Consider the following 21,514-nt stretch of genomic DNA (forward strand, 5'->3'; position numbering starts at 1 on the left):
TGCAAACCGATTGAGGCAGCGCCGCAAGGGGGATAAGGAAAAAGCGCCCATTGGAGGAGTTTGGCCCATGTCCACCAAGAACCGCGTCACGCCCGAAGAGGCGCTGGCCTATCACCTCGACCCCGTGCCGGGGAAATACGAGGTCGTCGCCTCGAAGCCGATGACCACGCAGAGGGATCTGAGCCTGGCCTATTCCCCCGGCGTTGCGGTTCCGGTCGAAGCCATCGCCGAACGGCCCGAGACCGCCTATGACTACACCAACAAGGGCAACATGGTGGCGGTGATCTCGAACGGCACGGCGATCCTTGGTCTGGGCAACCTTGGCGCGCTGGCCTCGAAACCGGTGATGGAAGGCAAGGCGGTGCTGTTCAAGCGCTTTGCCGACGTGAACGCCATCGACATCGAATTGGCCACCGAAGACCCGGAAGAAATCATCAAGGCGGTCAGCCTGATGGGCCCGACCTTTGGCGGCATCAACCTTGAGGACATCAAGGCCCCCGAATGTTTCATCATCGAGCAGCGGCTGAAAGAGATGATGGACATTCCGGTGTTCCATGACGACCAGCACGGCACGGCGGTGATCTGCGCGGCGGGGCTGCTGAATGCGCTCGAAATCTCGGGCAAGAAGATCGAAGACTGCAAGATCGTGCTGAACGGCGCGGGGGCGGCCGGGATCGCCTGCCTTGAGCTGATCAAGACGATGGGCGCACGGCATGACAATTGCATCATGTGCGACACCAAGGGCGTGATCTATCAGGGCCGCACCGAGGGCATGAACCAGTGGAAATCGGCGCATGCGGCCAATACCGACGCCCGGACGCTGGAAGATGCGATGCAGGGGGCCGACGTGTTCCTTGGCGTCTCGGCCAAGGGGGCGGTGACGCCGGAGATGGTCGCCTCGATGGCGGACAATCCGGTGATCTTCGCGATGGCGAACCCGGACCCGGAAATCACCCCGGAAGAGGCGCATTCGGTTCGCCCCGATGCGATCGTCGCCACCGGGCGTTCGGACTATCCGAACCAGGTCAACAACGTGCTGGGCTTCCCCTATCTGTTCCGCGGCGCACTCGACATTCATGCCCGTGCGATCAATGACGAGATGAAGATCGCCTGTGCGAAGGCACTGGCGGCGCTCGCCCGCGAAGACGTGCCCGACGAGGTCGCGATGGCCTATGGCCGCAAGCTGGCCTTCGGGCGCGATTACATCATTCCGACGCCGTTCGATCCGCGGCTGATCCACATCATTCCGCCCGCGGTCGCCAAGGCCGGGATGGACACCGGGGTGGCCCGCCGCCCGATCATCGACATGGAGGGCTATGCGCAAAGCCTGAAGGCGCGGATGGACCCGACGGCGGCGATCCTGCAGGGCATTCATGCCCGCGCCCGTCAGGCGCAGGCGCGGATGATCTTCGCCGAGGGCGACGATCCGCGCGTGCTGCGCGCCGCGGTCGCCTATCAGCGCGGCGGCATGGGCACGGCGCTGGTCGTGGGCCGCGAGTCGCATGTGAAGGAACAGCTGGAAGCCGCCGGGATCGGCGATGCCTTCCGCGAATTGCAGATCGTCAATTCGACGAATTGCAAGCACATGGATACCTACAAGGACTTCCTCTATCGCCGCCTGCAGCGGCAGGGGATGGACCGCGAGGATGCGCACAAGCTGGCCACGCGTGATCGGCATGTGTTCGCAGCGCTGATGCTGGTGCATGGGCACGGTGACGGAATGATCACCGGGGCGACGCGGAAATCGGCGCATGTGCTCGAGCTGATCAACAAGGTGATCGACGCCAAGCCCTCGGATGGCGCCGTGGGGATCACCGCGCTGTTGCACAAGGGCAAGGTCGTCTTCATCGGCGATACGCTGGTGCATGAATGGCCCGACGAGAACGATCTGGCCGATATCGCGATGGCCGGGGCGCGGGTGGCCCGCGGTCTGGGCATCGATCCGCGCGTCGCTTTCGCCTCGTTCTCGACCTTCGGCTATCCGGTGTCGGAACGTGCGATGAAGATGCACATTGCGCCGCAGGTGCTGGATGAACGCGGCGTCGATTTCGAATATGATGGCGAGATGGCCGTCGATGTCGCGCTGAACCCCGAGCAGATGAAGCATTATCCCTTCTGCCGTCTGACCGGCCCCGCGAACATCCTTGTGGTGCCCGCGCGGCATTCGGCCTCGATCTCGGTGAAGCTGATGCAGGAAATGGCGGGGGCGACGGTGATCGGCCCGATCCTGACCGGCATCCAGCATTCGGTGCAGATCTGCTCGAACCGCGCGACGGTGAACGACATCCTGCATATGGCGGCACTTTCGGCCAGCCGTCTGGGGCTGAAACGCTAAATACCCCTCCGGGCCGGGGCGTCTCGGCCCGGGTCAAGACCCCGGAGAAGACCCATGACCATCTTCAACCTCGGCTCGATCAATGCCGACCACTTCTATCGCCTGCCGCATCTGACCCTGCCCGGGGAAACGCTGGCCGCGACCTCCTATGACCGGGGTCTGGGCGGCAAGGGGGCGAACCAGTCGGTGGCGGCGGCACGGGCCGGGGCGGTCGTGCGCCACATCGGCGCGACCGGGGCCGATGGCGCCTGGATGCGGGCGGAACTGGCCGCCGATGGCGTCGATTGCGCCCATGTGGCCGAAGCCGAGGTGGCCTCGGGCCATGCGATCATCATGGTCGATGCCTCGGGGGAAAATTCGATCGTGCTTTTCCCGGGCGCGAACCGGGCGGTGCCGCTGACGGCGCTTGAGGCCGCGATGGCAACCGCCGCGCCGGGCGACTGGATGCTGATGCAGAACGAAACCTCGGCCCAGGTCGAGGCGGTCGCGCTGGCGAAGGCCCGCGGTGTCAAGGTCGCCTATTCGGCCGCGCCGTTCGAGGCCGAGGCCGTGCGCAAGGTTCTCGCCGATCTCGATCTTCTGCTTCTGAATGCGGTCGAGGCGGCGCAGCTGTGCGAAGAACTCGGCACGACGCTCGAAGCGCTGCCGGTGAAGGCGGTCTGCGTGACCCATGGCGCGAAAGGCGCCGTCTGGCACGATCTGGCGGGCCAAACCGCGCAGGAGCAACCGGCCTTCAAGGTGACGCCCATCGACACCACCGCCGCGGGGGATACCTTTGCGGGCTACCTTGTGGCCGGTCTGGCCGAGGGGATGACGCCGCCGCAGGCCCTGCGCCTGGCAGCCGGGGCCTCGGCGCTGAAAGTGACGCGGGCCGGAACGGCCGCCGCCATCCCGACCCGCGCCGAGGTCGATGCTTTTCTGCAGGATCGCTAACCGAGGCTGTAGCCGGTTCCGCGCACGGTGCGCACGGGATCGACGCCGCCGTTCACCATCAGCGCCTTGCGCAACCGGCCGACATGCACGTCGATGGTGCGGGTATCGACATAGATGTCGCGCCCCCAGACCCGGTCGAGCAGTTGATCGCGGGTCCAGACCCGGCCGGGCTTTTCCATCAACGTCGACAGGAGCCGGAACTCGGTCGGGCCGAGTTTCAGCGGCTGGCCGTCGCGGAAGACGCGGTGTTCGGCGGCATCGAGAATGATGTCGTCAAAGACCAGCCGCTCGCCCATCGTCGCGGGCCGGGTGCGGCGCAGCTGCGTGCGCAGACGCGCCATCAGCTCCACCACCGAATAGGGCTTCACCACATAATCATCGGCGCCGGTTTCCAGCCCCCGGACCCGGTCGCTTTCCTCGGACCTGGCCGAAAGCATGATGATCGGGATCGACCGGGTTTCGGGATTGGCCTTCACCCGGCGGCAGATCTCGATGCCCGAGACATTCGGCAGCATCCAGTCGAGCACGACCAGATCGGGCTTTTCCTCGCGCAGGAACAAAAGCGCCTCGTCGCCGTTGACCGCCATCACCACCCGGAAACCTTCGGCTTCAAGGTTGTATTGCAGAACTTCGCGCTGCGCCGACTCGTCCTCGACCACCAAAACACAGGGCTGTTGCGCGGGGCTCATCGATCAGCTCTCCAGCGGTTTCACGGCCACCACGCCATCGGATTTCGGCCGCGGCTCATCGGGCATCTGGCCGGTGACGAGATAGGTCACCTGTTCCGCGATCGAGGTGCACAGATCGCCCATCCGCTCGATATTCTTGGCGATGAAATGCAGATGCATGCAGGGCGTGATGTTGCGCGGATCTTCCATCATGTAGGTCAGGAATTCGCGGAACAGCGCGTTGTACATCTGGTCAATCTCGACGTCACGGGCGCGCACGTCGGCGGCCAGCTTCGCATCGCGCTGGATGAAGCTGTCGATCGAATCCTTCAGCATGCCTTCGACTTCCGAAGCCATGCGCCGGATCGCCCCCGAAGAGCCGTTGATCGACGGCAGCTCGCCAATAACCTTGGCGCGCTTGGCGATATTCTTCGAATAGTCACCCACGCGCTCCAGATGGCCCGCAATCTTGATCACCGTCAACGCGATGCGCAGATCCGTGGCATGCGGCGCCCGCAGTGCGATCAGACGCGCGGCTTCGGTGTTGATCTGCTCTTCGAGCAGGTCCACCTGCTTGTCGCGGCTCCGGACGGTCTCGGCCAGTTCCTCGTCGCGCTCTTCCAGCGCCTGCGCGGCATCCAGAACCTGCGTCTCGACGAGTCCCCCCATCTTGACGACCATCGCCTGAACCGACTCGAGATCCCGGTCAAAGGATGAAACGATATGTTGAGCCATGATGCCCTTCCTCAACCGATGCGGCCGGTGATGTAGCTTTCCGTGCGGGGATCGCGCGGATTGGTGAAGATCTGCCCGGTCTCGCCGAACTCGACCAGATTGCCGAGGTGGAAGAAGGCGGTGCGCTGGCTGACCCGGGCCGCCTGCTGCATCGAGTGCGTCACGATGACGACCGAGAAATTGGTGCGCAGCTCATCGATCAGCTCTTCGACCTGCGCGGTGGCGATCGGGTCGAGCGCCGAGCAGGGTTCGTCCATCAACAGCACTTCGGGCGAGGTGGCGACGGCGCGAGCAATGCACAGACGCTGCTGCTGACCGCCCGAAAGCCCGGTGCCGGGGGCGCCCAGACGATCCTTGACCTCGTTCCAGAGCGCCGCCTTGCGCAAAGCACTTTCGACAACCTCGTCAAGCTCGGCCTTGCTGCGGACCAGACCGTGGATTTTCGGACCATAGGCCACGTTGTCATAGATCGATTTCGGGAAGGGGTTCGGCTTCTGGAACACCATGCCGACGCGGGCGCGCAGTTGCACCGGGTCCACCTTCTTGTCGTAGATGTCCTCGCCATCGAGCAGGATCGAGCCCTCGACGCGGCAGATGTCGATCGTATCGTTCATCCGGTTCAGACAGCGCAGGAAGGTCGATTTCCCGCAGCCCGACGGGCCGATGAAGGCAGTCACGGTCTTGTCGAGAATATCGATATCGACATCCTTGATCGCATGGGAGGCCCCGTAATGCACCTGCACCTTGCGGGCGGTGATTTTCGTATCGGTGGCTTGCACGGCTCTCTCCGTCAGTCGCATGTTGTTCATTTCTTACCACCGCCGTTCGAATTTGCGCCGCAAGATCACGGCCAGGGAGTTCATCACCAGAAGGAAGACCAGGAGCACGATGATTGCCCCCGAAGCCCGTTCGACGAAGGCCGGATCGGCACGTTGCGTCCAGTTGTAGATCTGCACCGGAATGGCCGAGGCCGGGTCCAACACGCCCTCGGGCGGGGCGGCCGGGTAATCTTTCACGAAGGCCACCATGCCGATCAGCAGCAGCGGCGCGGTTTCGCCCAAGGCCTGCGCCAGCCCGATGATCGCCCCGGTCAGGATGCCCGGCACGGCCAGCGGCAGGACGTGATGGAAGATCGTCTGCGTCTTCGAGGCACCAACCCCCCAGCGCCGCTTCGCGGATCGAGGGCGGAACGGCATTCAGCGCGGCGCGGGTCGGGATGATGATCCGCGGCAGCGTCATCAGCGTCAGCACCAGCGCGCCCACCAGCGGCGAACTTTGCGGCATGCCGGCAAAGTTGATGAAGGCGGCAAGGCCGAGGATCCCGTAGACGATCGAAGGCACGGCGGCGAGGTTGGCGATATTCACCTCGATCAGGTCGGTGAAGCGGTTCTTCGGCGCCATTTCCTCAAGATAGATCGACGCGGCAACCCCGATCGGCAGCGCCATGACCAGAACAAGGAACATCATGTAGATCGAGCCGAGGATCGCAACGCCCAGACCCGCCGATTCCGGCCGAAGTTCCGAGGCATCGGGGTTGATCAGGAAGCCGGGGTTGAAGGCAAGCTTCAGCAGGCCCGCCTCGCGCAGCTTGGCGGCCAGCTGCAGTTGCTCGGGCGAGATGTTGCTGTCGAGCGCTGCGCTTTCCAGCGTCACCCGGCCTTTGAAGAACCCGTCGACCCGGCCCGAGGCCAGCACATCATAAGTGATCGTCGTGCCAACGAGGTCCGGATTGGCCAGAACCTTGTCGCGCAGACCGGCCGGGGCTTCCTTGGAGATCAGCTCGCCGATCTGTTTCGTCTTCATGCCGGGGGCGAGGTTCTTTTCCGTCACCACCGCTTCCAGTGCCTTGGTGATCAGCTTGCCATAGGTGACCGTCGTCGCCTTGGCCATCTCGGCCGGGTCGCGATGCCCCTTGGGGTCAAGCGCCTTGGCATCAAGCGTGATCGGCAGGCTCAGCACGGTCTGGCGGAACGCGCCGAGCCCCGAGCCGAGCACCGACGAAAGCAGCACCACCAGCGCCAGCAGGCCGATGGCCACGGCGGCGACGCCATAGATGCGGAAACGCTTTTCGGCAGCGTTACGGGCCTTGGTGCGGGCATCGGCGGTATAAAGCGACCGCGGCGCGGAAGTCTCGACCATGGTCATTCGTATTGCTCCCGGTATTTGCGCACGATCACCAGCGCGAGGACGTTCAGCACAAGCGTGAAGACGAACAGCGTCAGGCCCAGCGCGAAGGCCACAAGGGTTTCAGGCGAGGCGAATTCTGTGTCGCCGGTCAGCTGGCTGACGATCTTCACCGTGACGGTGGTCATCGCCTCGAAGGGGTTCATCGACAGCTTCGCCGCCGCCCCCGCCCCAAGAACCACGATCATCGTTTCACCGATGGCGCGCGAGGCGGCGAGCAAGATGGCACCGACGATGCCGGGCAGCGCGGCGGGCAGGATCACCTGTTTCACCGTTTCGGATTGCGTCGCGCCCATGGCAAAGGAGCCATCGCGCAGAGATTGCGGCACGGCGTTGATGATGTCATCCGACAGGGACGAGACGAAGGGAATGATCATCACCCCCATCACGAGACCCGCCGTCATCACCGAGGAGGACGAAGACCCGAGCCCAAGCGGCTGCGCGATCCAGTCCCGCAGCAGCGGGCCGACGGTGATCAGCGCGAAGAGGCCGTAAACGATGGTCGGGATGCCCGCGAGCACCTCAAGCAGCGGCTTGGCGATGGCGCGGACCTTTTTCGACGCATATTCGGCCAGATAGATCGCCGCGAACAGGCCGACCGGCACCGCCACGGCGAGCGCGATGAAGGACACATAGAGCGTGCCCCAGACCAGCGGCCAGATCGACAATTCCGAGCCGCCGCCGAATTTCGGGTTCCAGGTCAGAGAGAAGAAGAATTCCTGGAACGGGTAGAGTTGGAAGAAATGCACGGTCTGGAAGACCAGCGACAGGACGATCCCGATCGTCGTGCCGATCGCGACGAGCGAGGCGGCGATGAGCAGCCAGCGCAGGAAGGTTTCCGAGACGTTGCGGGCGCGGAACTCGGGGCGGATGCGGAAGGCGGCAAAACCGAACCCCGCCAGCGCCACGGCCAATGTCGCCGCCGTCATGCCGATGCGGGCAAGGCCATTCAGATGGCGCCAGGCTTTCGCGGCCTCGAACACCGAAGGCTGCACGTTCGATCCCAGCGCGACGCCGACATCGGCCATACGAGAGCGGATGTCGCTCAGATCGGCGCGCATCTCGCGCAGATCGGTTTCGGACATGCCGCCACTGGCAAGGATCGTGTCGAGACCATCCGCGATGCGCCGCACATCGGCCATCACCAGATCGCGGCTTGATCCCTGCGGCAGATCTTCGGCCGGGATCATCGACGAGATCCGCGTTTCGACCATGACCGGCTGCACCAGCAGCCAGACCGCCATCAGCGCCAGCGCGGGCACGCCGGTGAACAGCGCCACCGTCTGACCATAATAACCGGGAAGGGAATGCAGGAGCCGCAGGTCCTTGCCGACCAGTTGCAACGCCCGAAAGCGGCCCAGAAAAAAGCCGCCACAGGCAAGGGCGAGCACGATCAGCGCAAGAAGACCGGGGGTCATGTGTTCATCCGCAACAAGGGAAGGGAGGCGCCCTTGGGCACCCCCCGAGATCAGCTTACTTCAGCGGCCCCATCGGGGTTTCCGCCTCGACCATCGCCTGGGTTTTCGCCAGTTCCGGGTCCGAGACAAGACCGTAAGCCGCCAGCGGACCATCCGGGCCAGCCATTTCGTCCGAGACGAAGAAGGTGATGAATTCCTTCAGGCCCGGGATCACGCCGAGATGGGCTTTCTTGACGTAGAAGTAGAGCGGACGCGAGACCGGATAGGTGCCGTTGGCGATGGTCTCGGTCGAGGGGACAATGCCGTCCATGGTGGCAACGCGCAGCTTGTCGGTGTTGTTCTGATAGAACGACAGGCCGAACACGCCGATGGCGTTCTTGTTGGCGTCGATGCGCGAGAGCGTCTCGGTGTAGTCGCCGTCGATGTCGACAGCCACGCCATCGGTGCGCAGCGTCAGGCAGGACTTGACCGCGTCCTTTTTCTTGGCGTCATCATCGGCGCCGGTCGAGGCGGCGAGGAACAGGTCATAGGCGCCGGTGGCCTTGCAGCCTTCTTCCAGAACCTTGGTGTCGAAGACTTCACGGGTGCCGTGCTTGGTGCCCGGGATGAAGGTCAGGATGTCTTGCGCCGGCAGCTTGCCGTTCACGTCGGCCCAGGTCTTCGCGGTGTTCGGGACCAGCTTGCCGTCTTTCACCACTTGCGACGAGATCGCGCCGAAGATGTCGGCGGGGGTGAAGGCGAATTCCGGGCCCTTGATGTCGCCGGCAAAGACGATGCCGTCATAGCCGATGCGGACTTCCATGATTTCGTCGACGCCGTTCGCCTTGCAGGTGTCGATGTCCGACTGCTTGATGCGCGAGGAGGAGTTGGCGATGTCGATGGTGTTTTCGCCGACGCCTTCGCACAGCTTCTTGCGGCCCGCGCCCGAACCGCCGCCTTCGACGACCGGGGTCTTGAAGTCGAAGTTTTCGCCGAAAGCTTCGGCAACGATGGTGGCATAGGGCAGGACGGTCGAAGAGCCGGCGGCCTGGATCTGGTCACGCGCGGCAGCGCCGGTGGCCGAGGCGGCGATGATGGCAAGCGCCGAGACGCCGAATTTCACGAAAGTCATGGATCACTCCTGAAGATCTGGAAGGGCCGTTAAGACCTTGGCAACCCCTCTAGGCTCGGGTCGTGACGCTTATGCAAAAGATATATGACAGCTGTGTGACAAACGCGGATCAGGCACGGCGCAGGGCATCCGCAATCAGGTCTGCCGCCTCAGGACGTTCGCCGATGGCAGGCAGCAGGGAACCACGAAAGCCTGCCTGCGCAAGCGCTTCGGGAATGTCGCGATCGACATGGCCCGCCCGCAGCGCAAAGAAGGGCAGACAGATCGCCTCGGGATGCTGTGCCGCAATGTCGCGCAGATGCGGGTCTTCTTCCAGAAAGGCCGAGGCAATCCGCCGTCCGGGCAGGCTGTGACTGATCCGCTCGGCCATCGCCATCGTCGCCATGCGTGAACTGCGCGCGACCTGCGAGCCGTGGGCGCAGAGAATCAGATCGCCCGGACCGGCCTCGGTCACGGTCTTGATCACCAGCGCGGGCAGGGCAGGATCGGCGCCAAAGGGCGACAGAATCTCGGCCCGGCTGCCCAGATCGGCCAGCCTGCGCGGCAGTTGCCGCGAGGTGAACCAGCCCTCGGCCATGAAGAACGGATAGATTCGCGCCCGCGGCAGGGTCTCGAGCGCGCGGGCCAGCGCCCCCGGTTTCGCCAGCGTCGCCGCAATCATCCGCATCTCGGGCACCCGCGCGGCGACCAGCGCGGCCAAAGCCCCCAGGGCGGCCTCGGCAGGATCGGGGTTCGAGGGGAAACCATGGGCAACGAGGATGAAATCGGACATGGGGAAAAGTTAGTCCGAATGCCCGTCACGGCAAGTCGGCGGCGTCTTGGTTAACCAAGGATTTCCACCAAGACATTGGAATTAGGTCAGATTGTCGGGATTGTCTGGTTGCGGGGAATCACCCCGTCACGTAGGAATAGCTCAACGGCCAGTACGGCCAGGACCCGATTACAGTTTCACGTGTGGTGCGTAGGGGAGCACGTGGGGTGAAGGAGGGTCCTGGTAGGGGTGCCGGGACCCTCCGGTTTTTTGCGGGGGGCTTTTGTGTTTGTCAGCCCGAAAGCCGCAGCGTGATCCGCTCAGGGATCGATGCCGCCAAGCTCGCAAACGATCTTCCACTCTTCATCCGTGACCGGCTGCACCGACAGGCGCATGCTTGTGACAAGCGCCATCTGCGACAGCCGCGGATCGGCCTTCACCGCAGCGAGCGTCACCGGCGTCTTCAGCGGCCGCACGGCACGGATGTCGACACAGTCCCAGCGCGGGTCATCGGTGGTCGAATCGGGGTGGCTCAGCGCGCAAACCTCGACGAGGCCGACCACTTCCTTGCCGATATTCGAATGGTAGAAGAACCCCTGATCGCCCAGTTGCATCGCCCGCATGTTGTTGCGCGCCAGATAGTTGCGCACCCCATGCCACTCTTCGCCGACCGCGCCCTTGGCCACCTGCATGTCCCAGGACCAGACGTTGGGCTCGGATTTGAAGAGCCATTTCGCCATCAGCCGATCACCTTTTTCCATTCGGTGACACTGACGCTGTCAAAAAGCCCGGCTGCCGCATAGGGATCGCCCGCCGCCCAAGCCTGCGCCGCCTCAAGGCTGTCACAGTCCACGATCACCAGCGAGCCGCACATCTGCCCGGCCTCCAGAAACGGCCCGGCCATGGTCACGATGCCGGTCGCCTCGATATAGGCCAGATGTGCGGCGCGGGTGTCGAGCCGGGTTTGCAGCGCCCCGGGCTTGTCCTTGCAGATCACGGCGTAAAGCATTCATTCCTCCTTCAGCGGGCGAGAGAGCAGCGCCGTAACGGCGTCGGAAACGGAAATCTTCTGTGCGCAGAGCGCGGCGATCATCGCGGCGATCGGCATGTCGATGCCATGGCCGTGGGCCAGTTTGGTGACGGCCTTGGCGGTCGCGGCCCCCTCGACCGTCACGCCGGGGTCGAAATCGGCCCCGCTGCCCAGCGCGATGCCATAGCGGAAGTTGCGCGATTGCAGCGAGGTGCAGGTCAGCACCAGATCGCCAAAGCCGGACAGGCCCATCAGCGTCTCGGGCCGGGCGCCCAGTTTCATCGCCAGCCGGTTCATCTCGGCAAAGCCGCGGGTCATCAGCGCGGCGCGGGCGGAATCGCCCAGGTTGGCGCCGATCACCACCCCGGCGGCAATGGCAATGACGTTTTTCAGCGCCCCGCCCAGTTCCGCGCCGATCGTATCAGTCGTGCGGTAAAGCCGCAGCGTCGGGGTCGACAGCGTGGCCTGCAGCCCGGGCGAATCCGTCCGGCAGGCCAGCGTCAGGGCGGTGGGCAGGCCGCGGGCAATGTCGGCGGCAAAACTCGGGCCGGTCAGCACCGCGGCAGAGGCCCCGGGACAGGCCGCCTCGATCAGATCGACCGAGCCGCGCCCTGTCGCCAGATCGATCCCCTTCGAGCAGGAGACCAGCACCTTGCCATCAAGCAGCGCGGCGTTTTCGCTCAGGAAGCCGCCCATCTTCTGCATCGGCACGCCAAGCAGAACCACCTCGCAGCCCGCGGCATCCGCGATCCTGTCGGTGACGGTCAAGCTTTCGGGAAAAGCGGCATCGGGCAGACGACGGGTGTTGTGACGGGCGTCCTGCATCTCGGCGACATGGGCGGCATCGCGCGCCCAAAGCAGCACCGGCCCACGTTGCGCAAGCGAGATCGCCAGAGCCGTGCCGAAAGCCCCTGCCCCCAGAACCGCAATCGTCATGCCTTGGCCCCCTTCTTGCCCGATCCGAGCATCGCGGGCGCCGTGGCGTCAAGCGGCCAGCGCGGCCGCGCGATCAGATCGGCCTCGGTCGCGATGCCAAGCCGGAACCGCTCGATCCCGGCCCAGGCGATCATCGCCGCATTGTCGGTGCAAAGCCGCAGCGGCGGCGCGGTGAAGTGCACGCCCTGCGCCGCGCAAAGACGTTCAAGCGCCGTGCGGATCGCGGTATTCGCTGCCACCCCCCCGGCCACGGCCAAAGCAGGCTGTTCCGGCGCAGCGTCCAGATAAACCGCCAGCGCACGCCGGGTTTTTTCGGTCAGCACATCGGCGATGGCCTGCTGAAAGCCTGCGCAAAGATCGGCGCGGGTCTGCCGATAAAGCCCGCCATGCGCCGCAATCTCGGTATCGCGGGCGCGCAGCAGCGCGGTCTTCAGCCCGGAAAACGACAGATCGCAGCCGGGACGGTCCAGAAGCGGACGGGGAAACCGGAAGGCCTTCGGATTGCCCTTGGCGGCCTCGGCCTCGACCCAGGGGCCACCGGGCTGCGGCAGGCCAAGAAGTTTCGCCGCCTTGTCGAAGGCCTCGCCCGGGGCGTCGTCGATCGTGCCCCCCAGACGCGCGAAACTGTCCGGCCCGCGCACCAGCAGAAACTGGCAATGCCCACCGGAAACCAGCAGCATCAGATAGGGAAAGGCCAGCCCATCGGTCAGCCGCGGCGTCAGCGCATGGCCCGCCAGATGGTTCACGCCCACAAGCGGCAGCCCGGTCCCGGCTGCGAGTCCGCGTGCGCACATCACCCCCGACATCACCCCGCCGATCAGCCCCGGACCCGAGGTCACGGCGATGCCATCCAGATCGGAAAGCGAAAGCCCGGCCTCGGCCAAGGCTTCCTCGACGCAGGTGTCGAGCTTTTCGGCATGGGCGCGCGCCGCGATCTCGGGAACCACGCCGCCAAAGGGCGCATGCAGCGCCGTCTGACCCGCCACGACCGAGGCCAGCACCGTGCCATCCGACCGCACCACCGCGGCGGCCGTGTCGTCGCAGCTCGATTCAAGGCCAAGGAAGGTCAGAAGTTTCGTCATGCCGATGTCGTTGCGCGGGGTCCTCCTTGCAGGTAACACCGGCTCAGGCATCGCACAACCCGAGGCGCCGATGAGCCCAGCTTCCCGACCGCCGCTTTTATTGACCCGCCCGCGTGCGGGATCGGAGCGTTTCGCCGCGCAGTTCTGCGCCCGGATGGGGGCGGATTGGCCGGTGGTGATCGCGCCACTTCTGGAAACCGAGCCGACGGGGGCGGATCTGCCCGCGGCAAATGCGCTCATCTTCACCTCGGAACAGGCGGTCAAACCGCTGGCCGACAGCGCTTTGGCGGGCAAACCCGCCTTCTGCGTCGGCGAACGCACGGCCGCGGTGGTCCGGCAGGCCGGGTTCCCGGTTCTGGCCACGGCCCCCGATGCCGAGCACCTCTTCGACGTGATCCTGACCGCCGCCGATCCGGGGCCGATCCTGCATGCGCGCGGCAATGAGAGCGCCTTTCCCTTGGCCGAGCGGCTGGTCGCAGCCGGGCGGCAGGTGGCCGAGGCGATCGTCTACGCGCAGCGCCCCCAGCCCCCCGCGCCCGAGATGCTGGCGCTGTTTGCCGCGCCCGGCCCGGTTCTGGTGCCGATCTTTTCGCCCAACAGCGGCAAGTTGCTCGCCGCGGCCGCGCAAGGCGCCCGTGCCGAGCTGCGGTTGGTGGCGATTTCCGAAAAGGCAGCGCGGTCTTGCACCGACCTGCCTGCGACACTGCTGCAGATTGCAGCACGCCCCGATGCCGAAGCGCTGCTGGACGCACTTGTCGCACTGACCTGAGAGCGGTTGAGGTTGAGCCGAGCCGAACCGCTCAATAGACTGCCGCGAAATTGAAGAAATCGCGCCGCGTTGCGCGACTTGGAGGAGTGTCCATGGCGAACCCGGACGAGACGGAGCGTGACAGCACAGCAGAGATTGCTGCGCAAACCCCTGAAATGTCTGACAAAGACGCAGGCAGCCCGGGTGCGGACGTGACGGAGGCCAAGACCGAAGCCGCAGCGCCCGCCGCAGCGGCACCGGTGTCGAAACCCGCAAGCGAATCAGCTCCGGCGAAACCGAAGCCGGTGCAACAACCGCCGCGGGGCGGCATGTCGGTCGTCTGGGGCGGCATCATCGCCGCGGTGATCGGCTCGGTCGGCACGCTGGTCGTGCTGCCGAAACTGCCGCCTGAACTGCGCGACAAGGTGCTGCCGGGCGCGCAAAGCGAGGTCGAAAAGACCCTCGCCGATCAGACCGCGCGGCTCGATGGCGTGATCAAGGCGATGGCCGAGCTGCAAGCGGGCAATGCCGGCGTCGCGGCGCTGCAGACCGCGGTGGGCGATCTCACCAGCAAGGTGCAGACGCTGGAAGCGCAGGGCGGCACCGCCCCCGCCGCGCCGGTCGATCTGTCGGGCGTGCAGGGTCAGATCGACGCGCTGAAGGCGATGGTCGAAAAGAGCCCGGCCTTTGCCTCGCAACAACAGCTGGAAGCGGCAACTGCCGCCGCCAAGGCGCAAATCGCCGCGGCCGAGGCCGAAACCGCAAAGATCCGCGCGGAATCGGAAGCCGCCGCGAAAAAGGCGATCGCGCAGGCCGCGGTCGCCCGTGTGGCGGCTGCCTTCGAAACCGATGCGCCAATCGATGGCGCGCTGGGCGATGTGGCCGCCGCGGGCGTCTCGGTTCCTGACGCGCTGAAGGGCGCCCTGCCCTCGATCGCCGCGATCAAGGCCGCCTTCCCCGAGGCCGCGCGCAAGGCGCTGACCACGGCGCGCAAGGCCACCGCGGGTGACACGGTGACGGACAAGCTTGGCTCGTTCCTGCTAGCGCAAACCGGGGCCCGGTCGCTGACCGCGAAGGACGGCACCGGCCCGGATGCGGTGCTGTCGCGCGCGCAAACCGCGGTCGATGCGGCGCAATTCGACGCGGCGCTGACCGAAATCGGCACGCTGCCCGAAGCGGCGCAGGCCGATCTGCAATCCTGGAAGGACATGGTGGCCCAGCGCGCGAGCGCGCAGGCCGCCATCGCCGACCTGACGCAATCCGTGCAATGAGGGGACGGCGATGATCTGGTCTTTCATTAAAATCTCGCTGTTCGTCGCCGTCGTGGTCGGGCTCGCCTTTGGCGCCGCCTGGCTCTCGGATCTGGGCGAAACCATCCGCATCATCGCCTTCGGGATCGAGCTGAACCTGGGCGCGCTGCAAGCGGTGATCCTGGTCGGGCTCGTCGTGATCGCGATCTGGCTGGCGCTGAGGGTGCTCGGCTTCGTCTTCGCCTTCATCCGTTTCGTGACCGGCGATGAAACCGCGATCAGCCGCTATTTCGACCGCAACCGCGAGCGCAAGGGCTACGAAGCTCTCGCCGAGGGGATGCTGGCCGTCGCCTCGGGCGAATCGAAGCTGGCGCTGTCGAAGGCCAACAAGGCCGAACGCTACCTGCGCCGTCCCGAGCTGACCAACCTTCTGACCGCGCAGGCGGCGATGATGAACGGCGACACCCGCAAGGCCGAAGAGGTCTATCGCAAGCTGCTCGCCGATCAGCGCACCCGCTTCGTCGGCGTGCAGGGCCTTTTGTCGCAGAAGCTGGCCGAGGGCGACACCGATACCGCGGTGAAGCTGGCGCAAAAGGCCTTTGCGCTGAACCCGAAGAACCTCGAGGTGCAGAACACGCTCTTCAAGCTGCAGACCGAGGTGGGCGACTGGAAAGGCGCGCGCGACGTTCTGCTGGCCAAGATGCGTCAGGGGCAACTGCCGAAAGACGTGCACAAGCGTCGCGACGCCGTGCTTGCGCTGCAGGAAGCCAAGGCGGTTCTGGATGGCGGCACCTCGATCGAGGCGCAGGAAGCGGCCATTGCCGCGGCCAAGGCTTCGCCCGACCTGATTCCCGCGGCGGCGATGGCGGCCAAGGCGCATTACGACAAGGGCGATGCGAAATCGGCGACCCGCGTGCTGCTGAAGGCCTGGGAGGCGCAGCCGCATCCCGATCTGGCGGCGGTCTTTGCTTCGATGGTGCCGGGCGAATCAGCGACCGAGCGTCTGAAACGCTTCGAAAAACTGCTGTCGCTGCGCCCCGATCACGAGGAAACTCGTCTGCTGCGCGCCGAGCTTTGCATCGCAGCCGAGGATTTCCCCGCGGCCCGTCGGGCCTTGGGCAATCTGGTCGAAAGCAACCCGACCTCGCGCGTCCTGACGCTGATGGCGGCGATCGAACGCGGCGAAGGCGAGGACGATGCGGTGGTCCGCGGCTGGCTGGCCAAGGCGCTGACCGCGCCGCGCGGCAAGCAATGGTGCTGTGACAAGTGCCAGAACATCCAGTCGCAATGGGGTCCGGTCTGCGACAATTGCGGCGGCTTCGACACGCTGAGCTGGCGTGAACCGGCGCATAACAGCATGCCCTTGCCCAATGGCGCCGAGATGCTGCCGCTGATCGTGCCGAAAGGGACGAAAGCCGATGCGGGCGAAACACTTGAAGGAACAGCCCGCGCTGTGAGCGAACGCGAAAAATAGGGCTACACATCCCCGCAAGGGCGTGCTAACTGCGCGCCACAGTGCCGGTGTAGCTCAGCTGGTAGAGCACGTCATTCGTAATGATGGGGTCGGGGGTTCGAGTCCCTTCACCGGCACCACTGAACAAAAAGGCTGGCAACCCTGCGGTTGCCAGCCTTTTTGCTTTGAATGGCCGATCAGCGGTTACTGCGAATCCTGCCGGGCGATGTCCGAGATCAGCACGTTCAGAACCAGATCCCCCAGTACGCCCTGAGAGGCTTCGGTCAATGCGCGGCGCAGGTCGGTCATGTTGGCCGTATCGGTGAAGGCCCCTTCGAACCCGCCTGCATTCGCGTGATCGAAAAGAACCTGCAGCAGCACATCGCGCAGCTTCGGTTCGGCGGCATAGACCTTTTCGGTGCTGCCCACCGTCACCTCGAGGCTCAGCGACAGCACCACGAGCGAGGCGACCGAACCCTTCTTGATCACCGGAATCACGAACTGATTGTTCAGCTTCACATATTCGATCGTCGCAGCGCCCTCTTCGCCACCGGCTTTCTCGCCAGCCGCTTTCTCGGGCGCGGCATGCTCGCCCTTGGGCTTTTCCTTGCCTTCGGCCGGGGCCTTTTCGCCCTCGGCTCCGGCTTCGGCCGCGGCTTCCTCCGGCGGAGGCGGTGGCGGCCGCAGGAAGTAGCCCGCTGCCCCGCCTCCGGCGAGACCGATCAACGCAAGCACAACGGGAAGAATGATCTTCAGCATGGAAACCTCAGAACGGAAGAAGGATATCGGCGACCTGCTGGCCATAGCGTGGCTGCTGCACGTCGGTGATCTGACCACGGCCGCCATAGGAAATCCGCGCACCGGCGATCTTGTCGTAGGTGATCTCGTTCTGGCGGCTGACATCTTCGGGCCGCACGAAGCCGGTCACGATCAGCTCGCGCACCTCGAAGTTGACGCGGACCTCCTGGCTGCCCTGGATCCGCAGCACGCCATTCGGCAGCCGGTCGAGCACGGTGGCCGCCACGCGCAGGGTCAGTTTCTCTTTCCGCGCCACCGAGCCATCGCCCTTGTAGGACGAGGCGGAACTGGTCTCGTAGGCGCTGTCCATCGAGGCGCCGCTCGGCAGTTGCGAGTTCAGACGCTGCGGAATGCCGAACATCGAGGGCACCCCCATCGTGTCGGAGCTTGCCCGCGACCGGTCCGAGGTGTTCGAGATCTCTGCCTTGTCGTCGATCTCGATCACCACGGTCAGGATGTCGCCGCGCTTCGCGGCCCGACGGTCGCCGAGCAAGGAACCACGGTTGCCAGACCAGAGCGAAGCCTCCTGCGCCTCGGTTCGCGGCGCGATGTCATCCGGCATCGGCGGACTGTTCATCGCGAAGAACTCGTCGCTGCCTTCGACAGTCTTGAAATCAGGGGCCTTTCCGACCTGCTCAAGCCGACCGCAGGCGGCCAGCGAAACGGCCATGAGGACAAGAAGGATGGAGCGCATGGAACGGACTTTCAGTGAGGTTGGACATAAGCGACGCCATCGGCGCCAATCATCGCGAAAAGGGTCACCTTGGAGGTGATGTTCATCACACGGATCGTGTCGCCGACGGCGCCGCGGTCGAGTGCACGCCCCTCCGTCGTGATCGACAGGCTGCCATCCTGATAAGCCATCGGCACCATCTGGTTGCGTTCGACGACGGCGGGCGGCGCCAGATCTCCGGCGCTGATCGGTTGCTGTGGATAGATCGCTCTCCGGGTCTCAAGACCGATGGCGGCCGTCGGATCGGTCAAGGCGCCGGGCACCTCGTCCTCGGCGATGGCCAGATCCGATTCGGTGATCACGGTCTGCGCACGCAGGGTCCGCGCGGCGATCACTGAACCGGCCTCGGCGAGGGCGGGAAAACCGCAGAGCAGAAGGGAAAGGGCCAGTCGGATCATCAGCGCACCTGTGTCGTCGCTTGCAACATCTCGTCGACGGCGGTGATCACCTTGGCGTTCATCTCGTAGCCGCGCTGCGCCTTGATCAGTTCGGTGATCTCGCGCACCGCATCGACCGAGCTTTCCTCAAGATACCCCTGCTTGATCACGCCAAGCCCGCTGGTGCCCGGCACCGCAACGGTGGGCGCCCCCGAAGCCTCGGTTTCAAGGAACAGGTTCGAACCGATCGCCTCGAGGCCCTTTTCGTTGGTGAAGCCCGCCAGCGTGATCTGACCCAGCAGCTGCGGCTGCACCTGATTGTTGAAATAGGCATAGACCTCGCCCGCGGCGTTGATCGAGATCGTCGTCGCATCGGAGGGAAGGGTGATGCCGGGCACGAGCGGATAGCCGTCCGAAGTGACGATCTGCCCATCGGCCGAGCGCTTGAACCCACCGTCGCGGGTATAGGCCGAGGCACCCGAAGGCAGCGTCACCTCGAAGAAGCCGTAACCGTCGATCGCCATGTCGAGATCGCCACTGGTCTGGGTCAGAGAACCCTGCGCCAGGTTGATGCTGACCGCGGTCGGGCGCACACCCAGGCCGATCTGCACCCCGGCCGGCACGATGGTGCCGTCGTTGGCGGTGATCGTGCCCGGACGGGTCGCCTGCTGATACATCAGATCGGCGAATTCCGCGCGCCGGGCGTTGTAGCCCGTGGTCGACATGTTGGCGAGGTTGTTCGAGATGACTTCGACCCGCATCTGCTGGGCGCTCATCCCGGTGGCGGCAATCTGCAGGGCGCGCATCGGGGGTCTCCTTTACTTCAGCGTCGAGATGACGTTGCGAATGCGTTCATCCTCGCGATCGAGGAAATTTTGACCCAGTTCGTAGGCGCGTTGCACCTCGACCATCCGGGCAATCTCGGACACCGGATCGACGTTCGACTGCTCGACGAAGCCCTGCATGACGCGGGCATTTTCGGCAGGAACAGTGCCTTCGGGCACGGCAAAACGGGTGCCTGCCTGCAGGCTGAGCGACGTCGAAGTCTGCGGATCATAAAGGCCAAGCTGCGCCAGCGGCTGCCCCCTGGCCGACAGGGTTCCGTCTTCGGCGATGGCGATCGGCCCCTGATCTGCGGGCAGGAAGATCGGTGAGCCGCCATTGTCCAGAACGCGGAAGCCCTCGGGGGTGACCAGCTCACCCTCGGACGAGCGCATGAAACTACCCGCGCGCGTCAGCTGATTGCCGTCGGGCGTTTCCACCATGAAGAAGCCCTTGCCCTGAATGGCAAAGTCAAGCGGGCTGCCGGTGGAGGCAAGCGAACCCTCTTCGAAATTGATCGTGCGTCCGCTTGCATAGGCCATCGAGAGGGAGGGCTCGTTGCCATCAAGCGAATCGACATATTCGGAGAACACCACCCCCTCGCGGCGGAACCCGGTGGTGGTGATGTTCGCCATGTTGTTGGCGACCACCTGCATCTCGCGCATCAGGCCGGATTGGCGCGACAGGGCCGCGTAGATCGTGTTGTCCATGGCTCAGCTTCCGACGATGAGCGGGATGATCCCCGACTTGAAGAAATCGACGAGGGTTTCGGACATGAAGGACATCGACACCCAGAAGACGATGAGCATGGCGCCGACCTTCGGCACGAAGGTCAGCGTCATCTCCTGAACCGAGGTGAGCGCCTGGAAGAGGCCGATGGTAACCCCGGCGACGAGTGCCACGATCAGCATCGGCGCCGAGATCATCACCGCGATCCAGAGACCTTCCCGCATCGCGTCGAAGAAGACGGTGTCGGACATCTCACACCGGCATCCGGAGGATTTCCTGATAGGCCTCGACGACCTTGTTGCGCACCGTCACCGCGGTCTCGACCGCCAGTTCGGTCTGGGCGAGCGCTTGCACCAGCGTATGCGGATCGGCATTGCCGAGCATCGCGGATTTCGCCGTGTCCTCGCTTTGCTGCATGGTTTCGAGGAAGCTCGTGGCGACCTTGCCAAGTCCACCGCCCTGATCGGAAACGGTGCTTTCAGACAGGGGCGTTGCGGCTGAACGGGCTCGTGCATAGCCTTGTGCCGCGACAGAAGTCTTGATGTCCATTCTGGACCTCCTTCGTCTTCAGGGTTTCAACGACGCAGCAGATCGAGCAGAGAGGCCGACATCTGCCGGGTCTGATCGAACATTCTGAGGTTCGCCTCGTAACTGCGCTGCGCTTCACGCGCGTCTGCGATTTCGACCACCAGATCGACATTCGAGCCGTCGTAGTAGCCGTTCTTGTCGGCCAGCGGGCTGCCCGGATCATAAATGCGGGACAGATCCTTCTGGTCGAGCTCGACGGGACCGAGTTGCACCCCGGTGGCCGCGCCGTCGTCTTGCGTCGCCACTTCCTCGAATTGAACCACCTTGCGGTGGTATCCGGGGGTGTCGGCGTTCGCGATGTTCTCCGACACATGGCGCAGGCGCATCGATTGCGCCTTGAGGCCAGAGGCGGAAACGGAAAGCGTGGAAGTGAAGTCGCCCATGATCACCCTTTCCCGAGACTGCTGCGCAGGACGTTGAGAGAGGACTTGTAGATCGCAAGCGCGAGATCATGCTGACGCTTGACCTCGACCGCCTTCACCATCTCGTCCTCAATCGCGACCCCGTTGCCGTCGGGCGAGGTGGAATCGGAGTCGGGATCTTCCCCGACAGAGACGGTGTAGGACCCATCTGACCCGATATGCCCGGGCCGGGTCGCCCGCATCGGCGTCACATGTTCGGTCTGGTAGGTATCGGCGAAGGAGGCCACGTCACGGGCGCGATACCCGGGGGTATCGGCATTCGCGATATTGGTCGCTATCGCGCCTTCGCGCAGCGAGGCCTGCCGGGCCATGGACTGCGCCATCTGGAAAACTTCGAGTTTCTCGAACATCGGGGTTTCTCCTCCGAGCTATCAACCAAGGCTTAAGAGAGAATCGTTTAGAAAACGTTTC

At 64.7% G+C, this 21,514-nt stretch carries 24 protein-coding genes, 1 tRNA gene and 1 pseudogene; 6 read left to right on the forward strand and 20 right to left on the reverse strand.

What is annotated here, in order from left to right:
- The first annotated feature begins 67 nt into the window (after positions 1-67).
- Together ACTTAI_RS20290 and ACTTAI_RS20295 are read left to right on the forward strand one after the other, a co-directional pair.
- Positions 68-2,335, forward strand: a complete 2,268-nt coding sequence (locus ACTTAI_RS20290; RefSeq protein WP_444453447.1) for an NADP-dependent malic enzyme — start codon at positions 68-70, stop codon at positions 2,333-2,335.
- A 54-nt stretch (positions 2,336-2,389) separates the two neighbouring features.
- Entirely contained in the window at positions 2,390-3,268 is an 879-nt protein-coding gene (locus tag ACTTAI_RS20295; protein WP_444453448.1) for a ribokinase, read from the forward strand.
- Here the strand turns inward: ACTTAI_RS20295 and phoB are convergent.
- The 11 genes and pseudogenes from phoB to tsaD form a co-directional block, all read right to left on the reverse strand.
- Positions 3,265-3,957 carry a phosphate regulon transcriptional regulator PhoB gene (gene phoB, locus ACTTAI_RS20300; protein ID WP_444453449.1) on the reverse strand — a complete coding sequence of 231 codons (693 nt, stop codon included), beginning with the start codon at positions 3,955-3,957 and terminating at the stop codon, positions 3,265-3,267. The two genes, ACTTAI_RS20295 and phoB, sit on opposite strands and share 4 nt — an antisense overlap.
- 3 nt (positions 3,958-3,960) lie before the next feature.
- Complete coding sequence (gene phoU / locus ACTTAI_RS20305) at positions 3,961-4,671, reverse strand: phosphate signaling complex protein PhoU (RefSeq protein ID WP_444453451.1); 711 nt, start codon at positions 4,669-4,671, stop codon at positions 3,961-3,963.
- Between the two features lie 11 nt (positions 4,672-4,682).
- Positions 4,683-5,480 (reverse strand): phosphate ABC transporter ATP-binding protein PstB, encoded by a 798-nt coding sequence (gene pstB, locus ACTTAI_RS20310; RefSeq protein WP_444453453.1) that lies wholly within the window; start codon positions 5,478-5,480, stop codon positions 4,683-4,685.
- A 3-nt stretch (positions 5,481-5,483) separates the two neighbouring features.
- Positions 5,484-6,816 (reverse strand): annotated as a pseudogene (gene pstA / locus ACTTAI_RS20315) (phosphate ABC transporter permease PstA).
- Positions 6,813-8,273 (reverse strand): phosphate ABC transporter permease subunit PstC, encoded by a 1,461-nt coding sequence (pstC, locus tag ACTTAI_RS20320; protein ID WP_444453455.1) that lies wholly within the window; start codon positions 8,271-8,273, stop codon positions 6,813-6,815. The pseudogene pstA and the gene pstC overlap by 4 nt, the downstream one beginning before the upstream one ends.
- A gap of 55 nt (positions 8,274-8,328) precedes the next feature.
- Positions 8,329-9,384, reverse strand: a complete 1,056-nt coding sequence (locus ACTTAI_RS20325) for a PstS family phosphate ABC transporter substrate-binding protein (RefSeq protein ID WP_444453456.1) — start codon at positions 9,382-9,384, stop codon at positions 8,329-8,331.
- Between the two features lie 109 nt (positions 9,385-9,493).
- Entirely contained in the window at positions 9,494-10,156 is a 663-nt protein-coding gene (locus tag ACTTAI_RS20330; RefSeq protein WP_444453458.1) for a sirohydrochlorin chelatase, read from the reverse strand.
- 299 nt (positions 10,157-10,455) lie between these two features.
- Complete coding sequence (locus tag ACTTAI_RS20335) at positions 10,456-10,875, reverse strand: EVE domain-containing protein (RefSeq protein WP_444455817.1); 420 nt, start codon at positions 10,873-10,875, stop codon at positions 10,456-10,458.
- Positions 10,875-11,144, reverse strand: a complete 270-nt coding sequence (locus ACTTAI_RS20340; RefSeq protein ID WP_444453460.1) for a YciI family protein — start codon at positions 11,142-11,144, stop codon at positions 10,875-10,877. The genes ACTTAI_RS20335 and ACTTAI_RS20340 overlap by 1 nt, the downstream gene beginning before the upstream one ends.
- Positions 11,145-12,101, reverse strand: coding sequence for an NAD(P)H-dependent glycerol-3-phosphate dehydrogenase (locus tag ACTTAI_RS20345; protein WP_444453462.1), 957 nt, complete (start codon positions 12,099-12,101; stop codon positions 11,145-11,147).
- Complete coding sequence (gene tsaD, locus ACTTAI_RS20350; RefSeq protein WP_444453464.1) at positions 12,098-13,183, reverse strand: tRNA (adenosine(37)-N6)-threonylcarbamoyltransferase complex transferase subunit TsaD; 1,086 nt, start codon at positions 13,181-13,183, stop codon at positions 12,098-12,100. Before tsaD ends, ACTTAI_RS20345 begins: the two co-directional genes overlap by 4 nt.
- Before the next feature lie 70 nt (positions 13,184-13,253).
- On the opposite strand from tsaD, the gene ACTTAI_RS20355 reads away from it, so the two are divergent.
- From ACTTAI_RS20355 to ACTTAI_RS20370, 4 genes are all read left to right on the forward strand, one after another.
- Positions 13,254-13,952 (forward strand): uroporphyrinogen-III synthase, encoded by a 699-nt coding sequence (locus ACTTAI_RS20355; protein WP_444453466.1) that lies wholly within the window; start codon positions 13,254-13,256, stop codon positions 13,950-13,952.
- 92 nt (positions 13,953-14,044) lie between these two features.
- Complete coding sequence (locus ACTTAI_RS20360) at positions 14,045-15,202, forward strand: COG4223 family protein (RefSeq protein ID WP_444453467.1); 1,158 nt, start codon at positions 14,045-14,047, stop codon at positions 15,200-15,202.
- A gap of 10 nt (positions 15,203-15,212) precedes the next feature.
- Complete coding sequence (locus tag ACTTAI_RS20365) at positions 15,213-16,655, forward strand: heme biosynthesis protein HemY (protein WP_444453469.1); 1,443 nt, start codon at positions 15,213-15,215, stop codon at positions 16,653-16,655.
- 43 nt (positions 16,656-16,698) lie between these two features.
- Positions 16,699-16,774: transfer RNA gene (locus tag ACTTAI_RS20370), tRNA-Thr, on the forward strand.
- A gap of 64 nt (positions 16,775-16,838) precedes the next feature.
- Here the strand turns inward: ACTTAI_RS20370 and ACTTAI_RS20375 are convergent.
- Genes ACTTAI_RS20375 through ACTTAI_RS20415 form a run of 9 tightly spaced genes read right to left on the reverse strand, consistent with a single transcriptional unit; the run spans position 16,839 to position 21,453 of the window.
- Positions 16,839-17,393 carry a flagellar basal body-associated FliL family protein gene (locus tag ACTTAI_RS20375; protein WP_444453470.1) on the reverse strand — a complete coding sequence of 185 codons (555 nt, stop codon included), beginning with the start codon at positions 17,391-17,393 and terminating at the stop codon, positions 16,839-16,841.
- Positions 17,394-17,400: 7 nt separating this feature from the next.
- Entirely contained in the window at positions 17,401-18,126 is a 726-nt protein-coding gene (gene flgH / locus ACTTAI_RS20380) for a flagellar basal body L-ring protein FlgH (RefSeq protein ID WP_444453472.1), read from the reverse strand.
- Positions 18,127-18,137: 11 nt separating this feature from the next.
- Positions 18,138-18,563, reverse strand: coding sequence for a flagellar basal body P-ring formation chaperone FlgA (flgA, locus tag ACTTAI_RS20385; protein ID WP_444453474.1), 426 nt, complete (start codon positions 18,561-18,563; stop codon positions 18,138-18,140).
- The gene (gene flgG, locus ACTTAI_RS20390) at positions 18,563-19,348 is read right to left on the reverse strand and encodes a flagellar basal-body rod protein FlgG (RefSeq protein ID WP_444453476.1); all 786 of its coding nucleotides are present in this window, start codon (positions 19,346-19,348) and stop codon (positions 18,563-18,565) included. The genes flgA and flgG overlap by 1 nt, the downstream gene beginning before the upstream one ends.
- 12 nt (positions 19,349-19,360) lie before the next feature.
- Complete coding sequence (locus ACTTAI_RS20395) at positions 19,361-20,074, reverse strand: flagellar hook-basal body complex protein (protein ID WP_444453478.1); 714 nt, start codon at positions 20,072-20,074, stop codon at positions 19,361-19,363.
- Positions 20,075-20,077: 3 nt separating this feature from the next.
- On the reverse strand, positions 20,078-20,344 hold the full coding sequence (locus ACTTAI_RS20400; RefSeq protein ID WP_444453480.1) for a flagellar biosynthetic protein FliQ: 267 nt from the start codon (positions 20,342-20,344) through the stop codon (positions 20,078-20,080).
- A 1-nt stretch (position 20,345) separates the two neighbouring features.
- Positions 20,346-20,642: a flagellar hook-basal body complex protein FliE gene (gene fliE / locus ACTTAI_RS20405; RefSeq protein ID WP_444453482.1), complete on the reverse strand. Its 297-nt coding sequence runs from the start codon at positions 20,640-20,642 to the stop codon at positions 20,346-20,348.
- 26 nt (positions 20,643-20,668) lie between these two features.
- Entirely contained in the window at positions 20,669-21,064 is a 396-nt protein-coding gene (flgC, locus tag ACTTAI_RS20410; protein ID WP_444453483.1) for a flagellar basal body rod protein FlgC, read from the reverse strand.
- A 2-nt stretch (positions 21,065-21,066) separates the two neighbouring features.
- Positions 21,067-21,453, reverse strand: a complete 387-nt coding sequence (locus ACTTAI_RS20415) for a FlgB family protein (protein WP_444453485.1) — start codon at positions 21,451-21,453, stop codon at positions 21,067-21,069.
- Positions 21,454-21,514 lie beyond the last annotated feature (61 nt).

This window comes from Rhodobacter capsulatus (assembly GCF_052363175.1).
Lineage (GTDB): Bacteria > Pseudomonadota > Alphaproteobacteria > Rhodobacterales > Rhodobacteraceae > Rhodobacter > Rhodobacter capsulatus_D.

Excerpts from the sequence above, each read along its gene's own strand:
- flgA (WP_444453474.1), bottom strand. The coding sequence starts at position 18,563 with ATGATCCGACTGGCCCTTTCCCTTCTGCTCTGCGGTTTTCCCGCCCTC.
- ACTTAI_RS20345 (WP_444453462.1), bottom strand. The coding sequence starts at position 12,101 with ATGACGATTGCGGTTCTGGGGGCAGGGGCTTTCGGCACGGCTCTGGCG.
- ACTTAI_RS20295 (WP_444453448.1), top strand. The coding sequence starts at position 2,390 with ATGACCATCTTCAACCTCGGCTCGATCAATGCCGACCACTTCTATCGC.
- fliE (WP_444453482.1), bottom strand. The coding sequence starts at position 20,642 with ATGGACATCAAGACTTCTGTCGCGGCACAAGGCTATGCACGAGCCCGT.
- phoB (WP_444453449.1), bottom strand. The coding sequence starts at position 3,957 with ATGAGCCCCGCGCAACAGCCCTGTGTTTTGGTGGTCGAGGACGAGTCG.
- flgH (WP_444453472.1), bottom strand. The coding sequence starts at position 18,126 with ATGCGCTCCATCCTTCTTGTCCTCATGGCCGTTTCGCTGGCCGCCTGC.
- phoU (WP_444453451.1), bottom strand. The coding sequence starts at position 4,671 with ATGGCTCAACATATCGTTTCATCCTTTGACCGGGATCTCGAGTCGGTT.
- tsaD (WP_444453464.1), bottom strand. The coding sequence starts at position 13,183 with ATGACGAAACTTCTGACCTTCCTTGGCCTTGAATCGAGCTGCGACGAC.
- ACTTAI_RS20355 (WP_444453466.1), top strand. The coding sequence starts at position 13,254 with ATGAGCCCAGCTTCCCGACCGCCGCTTTTATTGACCCGCCCGCGTGCG.
- pstB (WP_444453453.1), bottom strand. The coding sequence starts at position 5,480 with ATGAACAACATGCGACTGACGGAGAGAGCCGTGCAAGCCACCGATACG.
- flgC (WP_444453483.1), bottom strand. The coding sequence starts at position 21,064 with ATGGGCGACTTCACTTCCACGCTTTCCGTTTCCGCCTCTGGCCTCAAG.
- ACTTAI_RS20330 (WP_444453458.1), bottom strand. The coding sequence starts at position 10,156 with ATGTCCGATTTCATCCTCGTTGCCCATGGTTTCCCCTCGAACCCCGAT.
- flgG (WP_444453476.1), bottom strand. The coding sequence starts at position 19,348 with ATGCGCGCCCTGCAGATTGCCGCCACCGGGATGAGCGCCCAGCAGATG.
- ACTTAI_RS20375 (WP_444453470.1), bottom strand. The coding sequence starts at position 17,393 with ATGCTGAAGATCATTCTTCCCGTTGTGCTTGCGTTGATCGGTCTCGCC.
- pstC (WP_444453455.1), bottom strand. The coding sequence starts at position 8,273 with ATGACCCCCGGTCTTCTTGCGCTGATCGTGCTCGCCCTTGCCTGTGGC.
- ACTTAI_RS20290 (WP_444453447.1), top strand. The coding sequence starts at position 68 with ATGTCCACCAAGAACCGCGTCACGCCCGAAGAGGCGCTGGCCTATCAC.
- ACTTAI_RS20360 (WP_444453467.1), top strand. The coding sequence starts at position 14,045 with ATGGCGAACCCGGACGAGACGGAGCGTGACAGCACAGCAGAGATTGCT.
- ACTTAI_RS20400 (WP_444453480.1), bottom strand. The coding sequence starts at position 20,344 with ATGTCCGACACCGTCTTCTTCGACGCGATGCGGGAAGGTCTCTGGATC.
- ACTTAI_RS20395 (WP_444453478.1), bottom strand. The coding sequence starts at position 20,074 with ATGGACAACACGATCTACGCGGCCCTGTCGCGCCAATCCGGCCTGATG.
- ACTTAI_RS20335 (WP_444455817.1), bottom strand. The coding sequence starts at position 10,875 with ATGGCGAAATGGCTCTTCAAATCCGAGCCCAACGTCTGGTCCTGGGAC.
- ACTTAI_RS20365 (WP_444453469.1), top strand. The coding sequence starts at position 15,213 with ATGATCTGGTCTTTCATTAAAATCTCGCTGTTCGTCGCCGTCGTGGTC.
- ACTTAI_RS20415 (WP_444453485.1), bottom strand. The coding sequence starts at position 21,453 with ATGTTCGAGAAACTCGAAGTTTTCCAGATGGCGCAGTCCATGGCCCGG.
- ACTTAI_RS20340 (WP_444453460.1), bottom strand. The coding sequence starts at position 11,144 with ATGCTTTACGCCGTGATCTGCAAGGACAAGCCCGGGGCGCTGCAAACC.
- ACTTAI_RS20325 (WP_444453456.1), bottom strand. The coding sequence starts at position 9,384 with ATGACTTTCGTGAAATTCGGCGTCTCGGCGCTTGCCATCATCGCCGCC.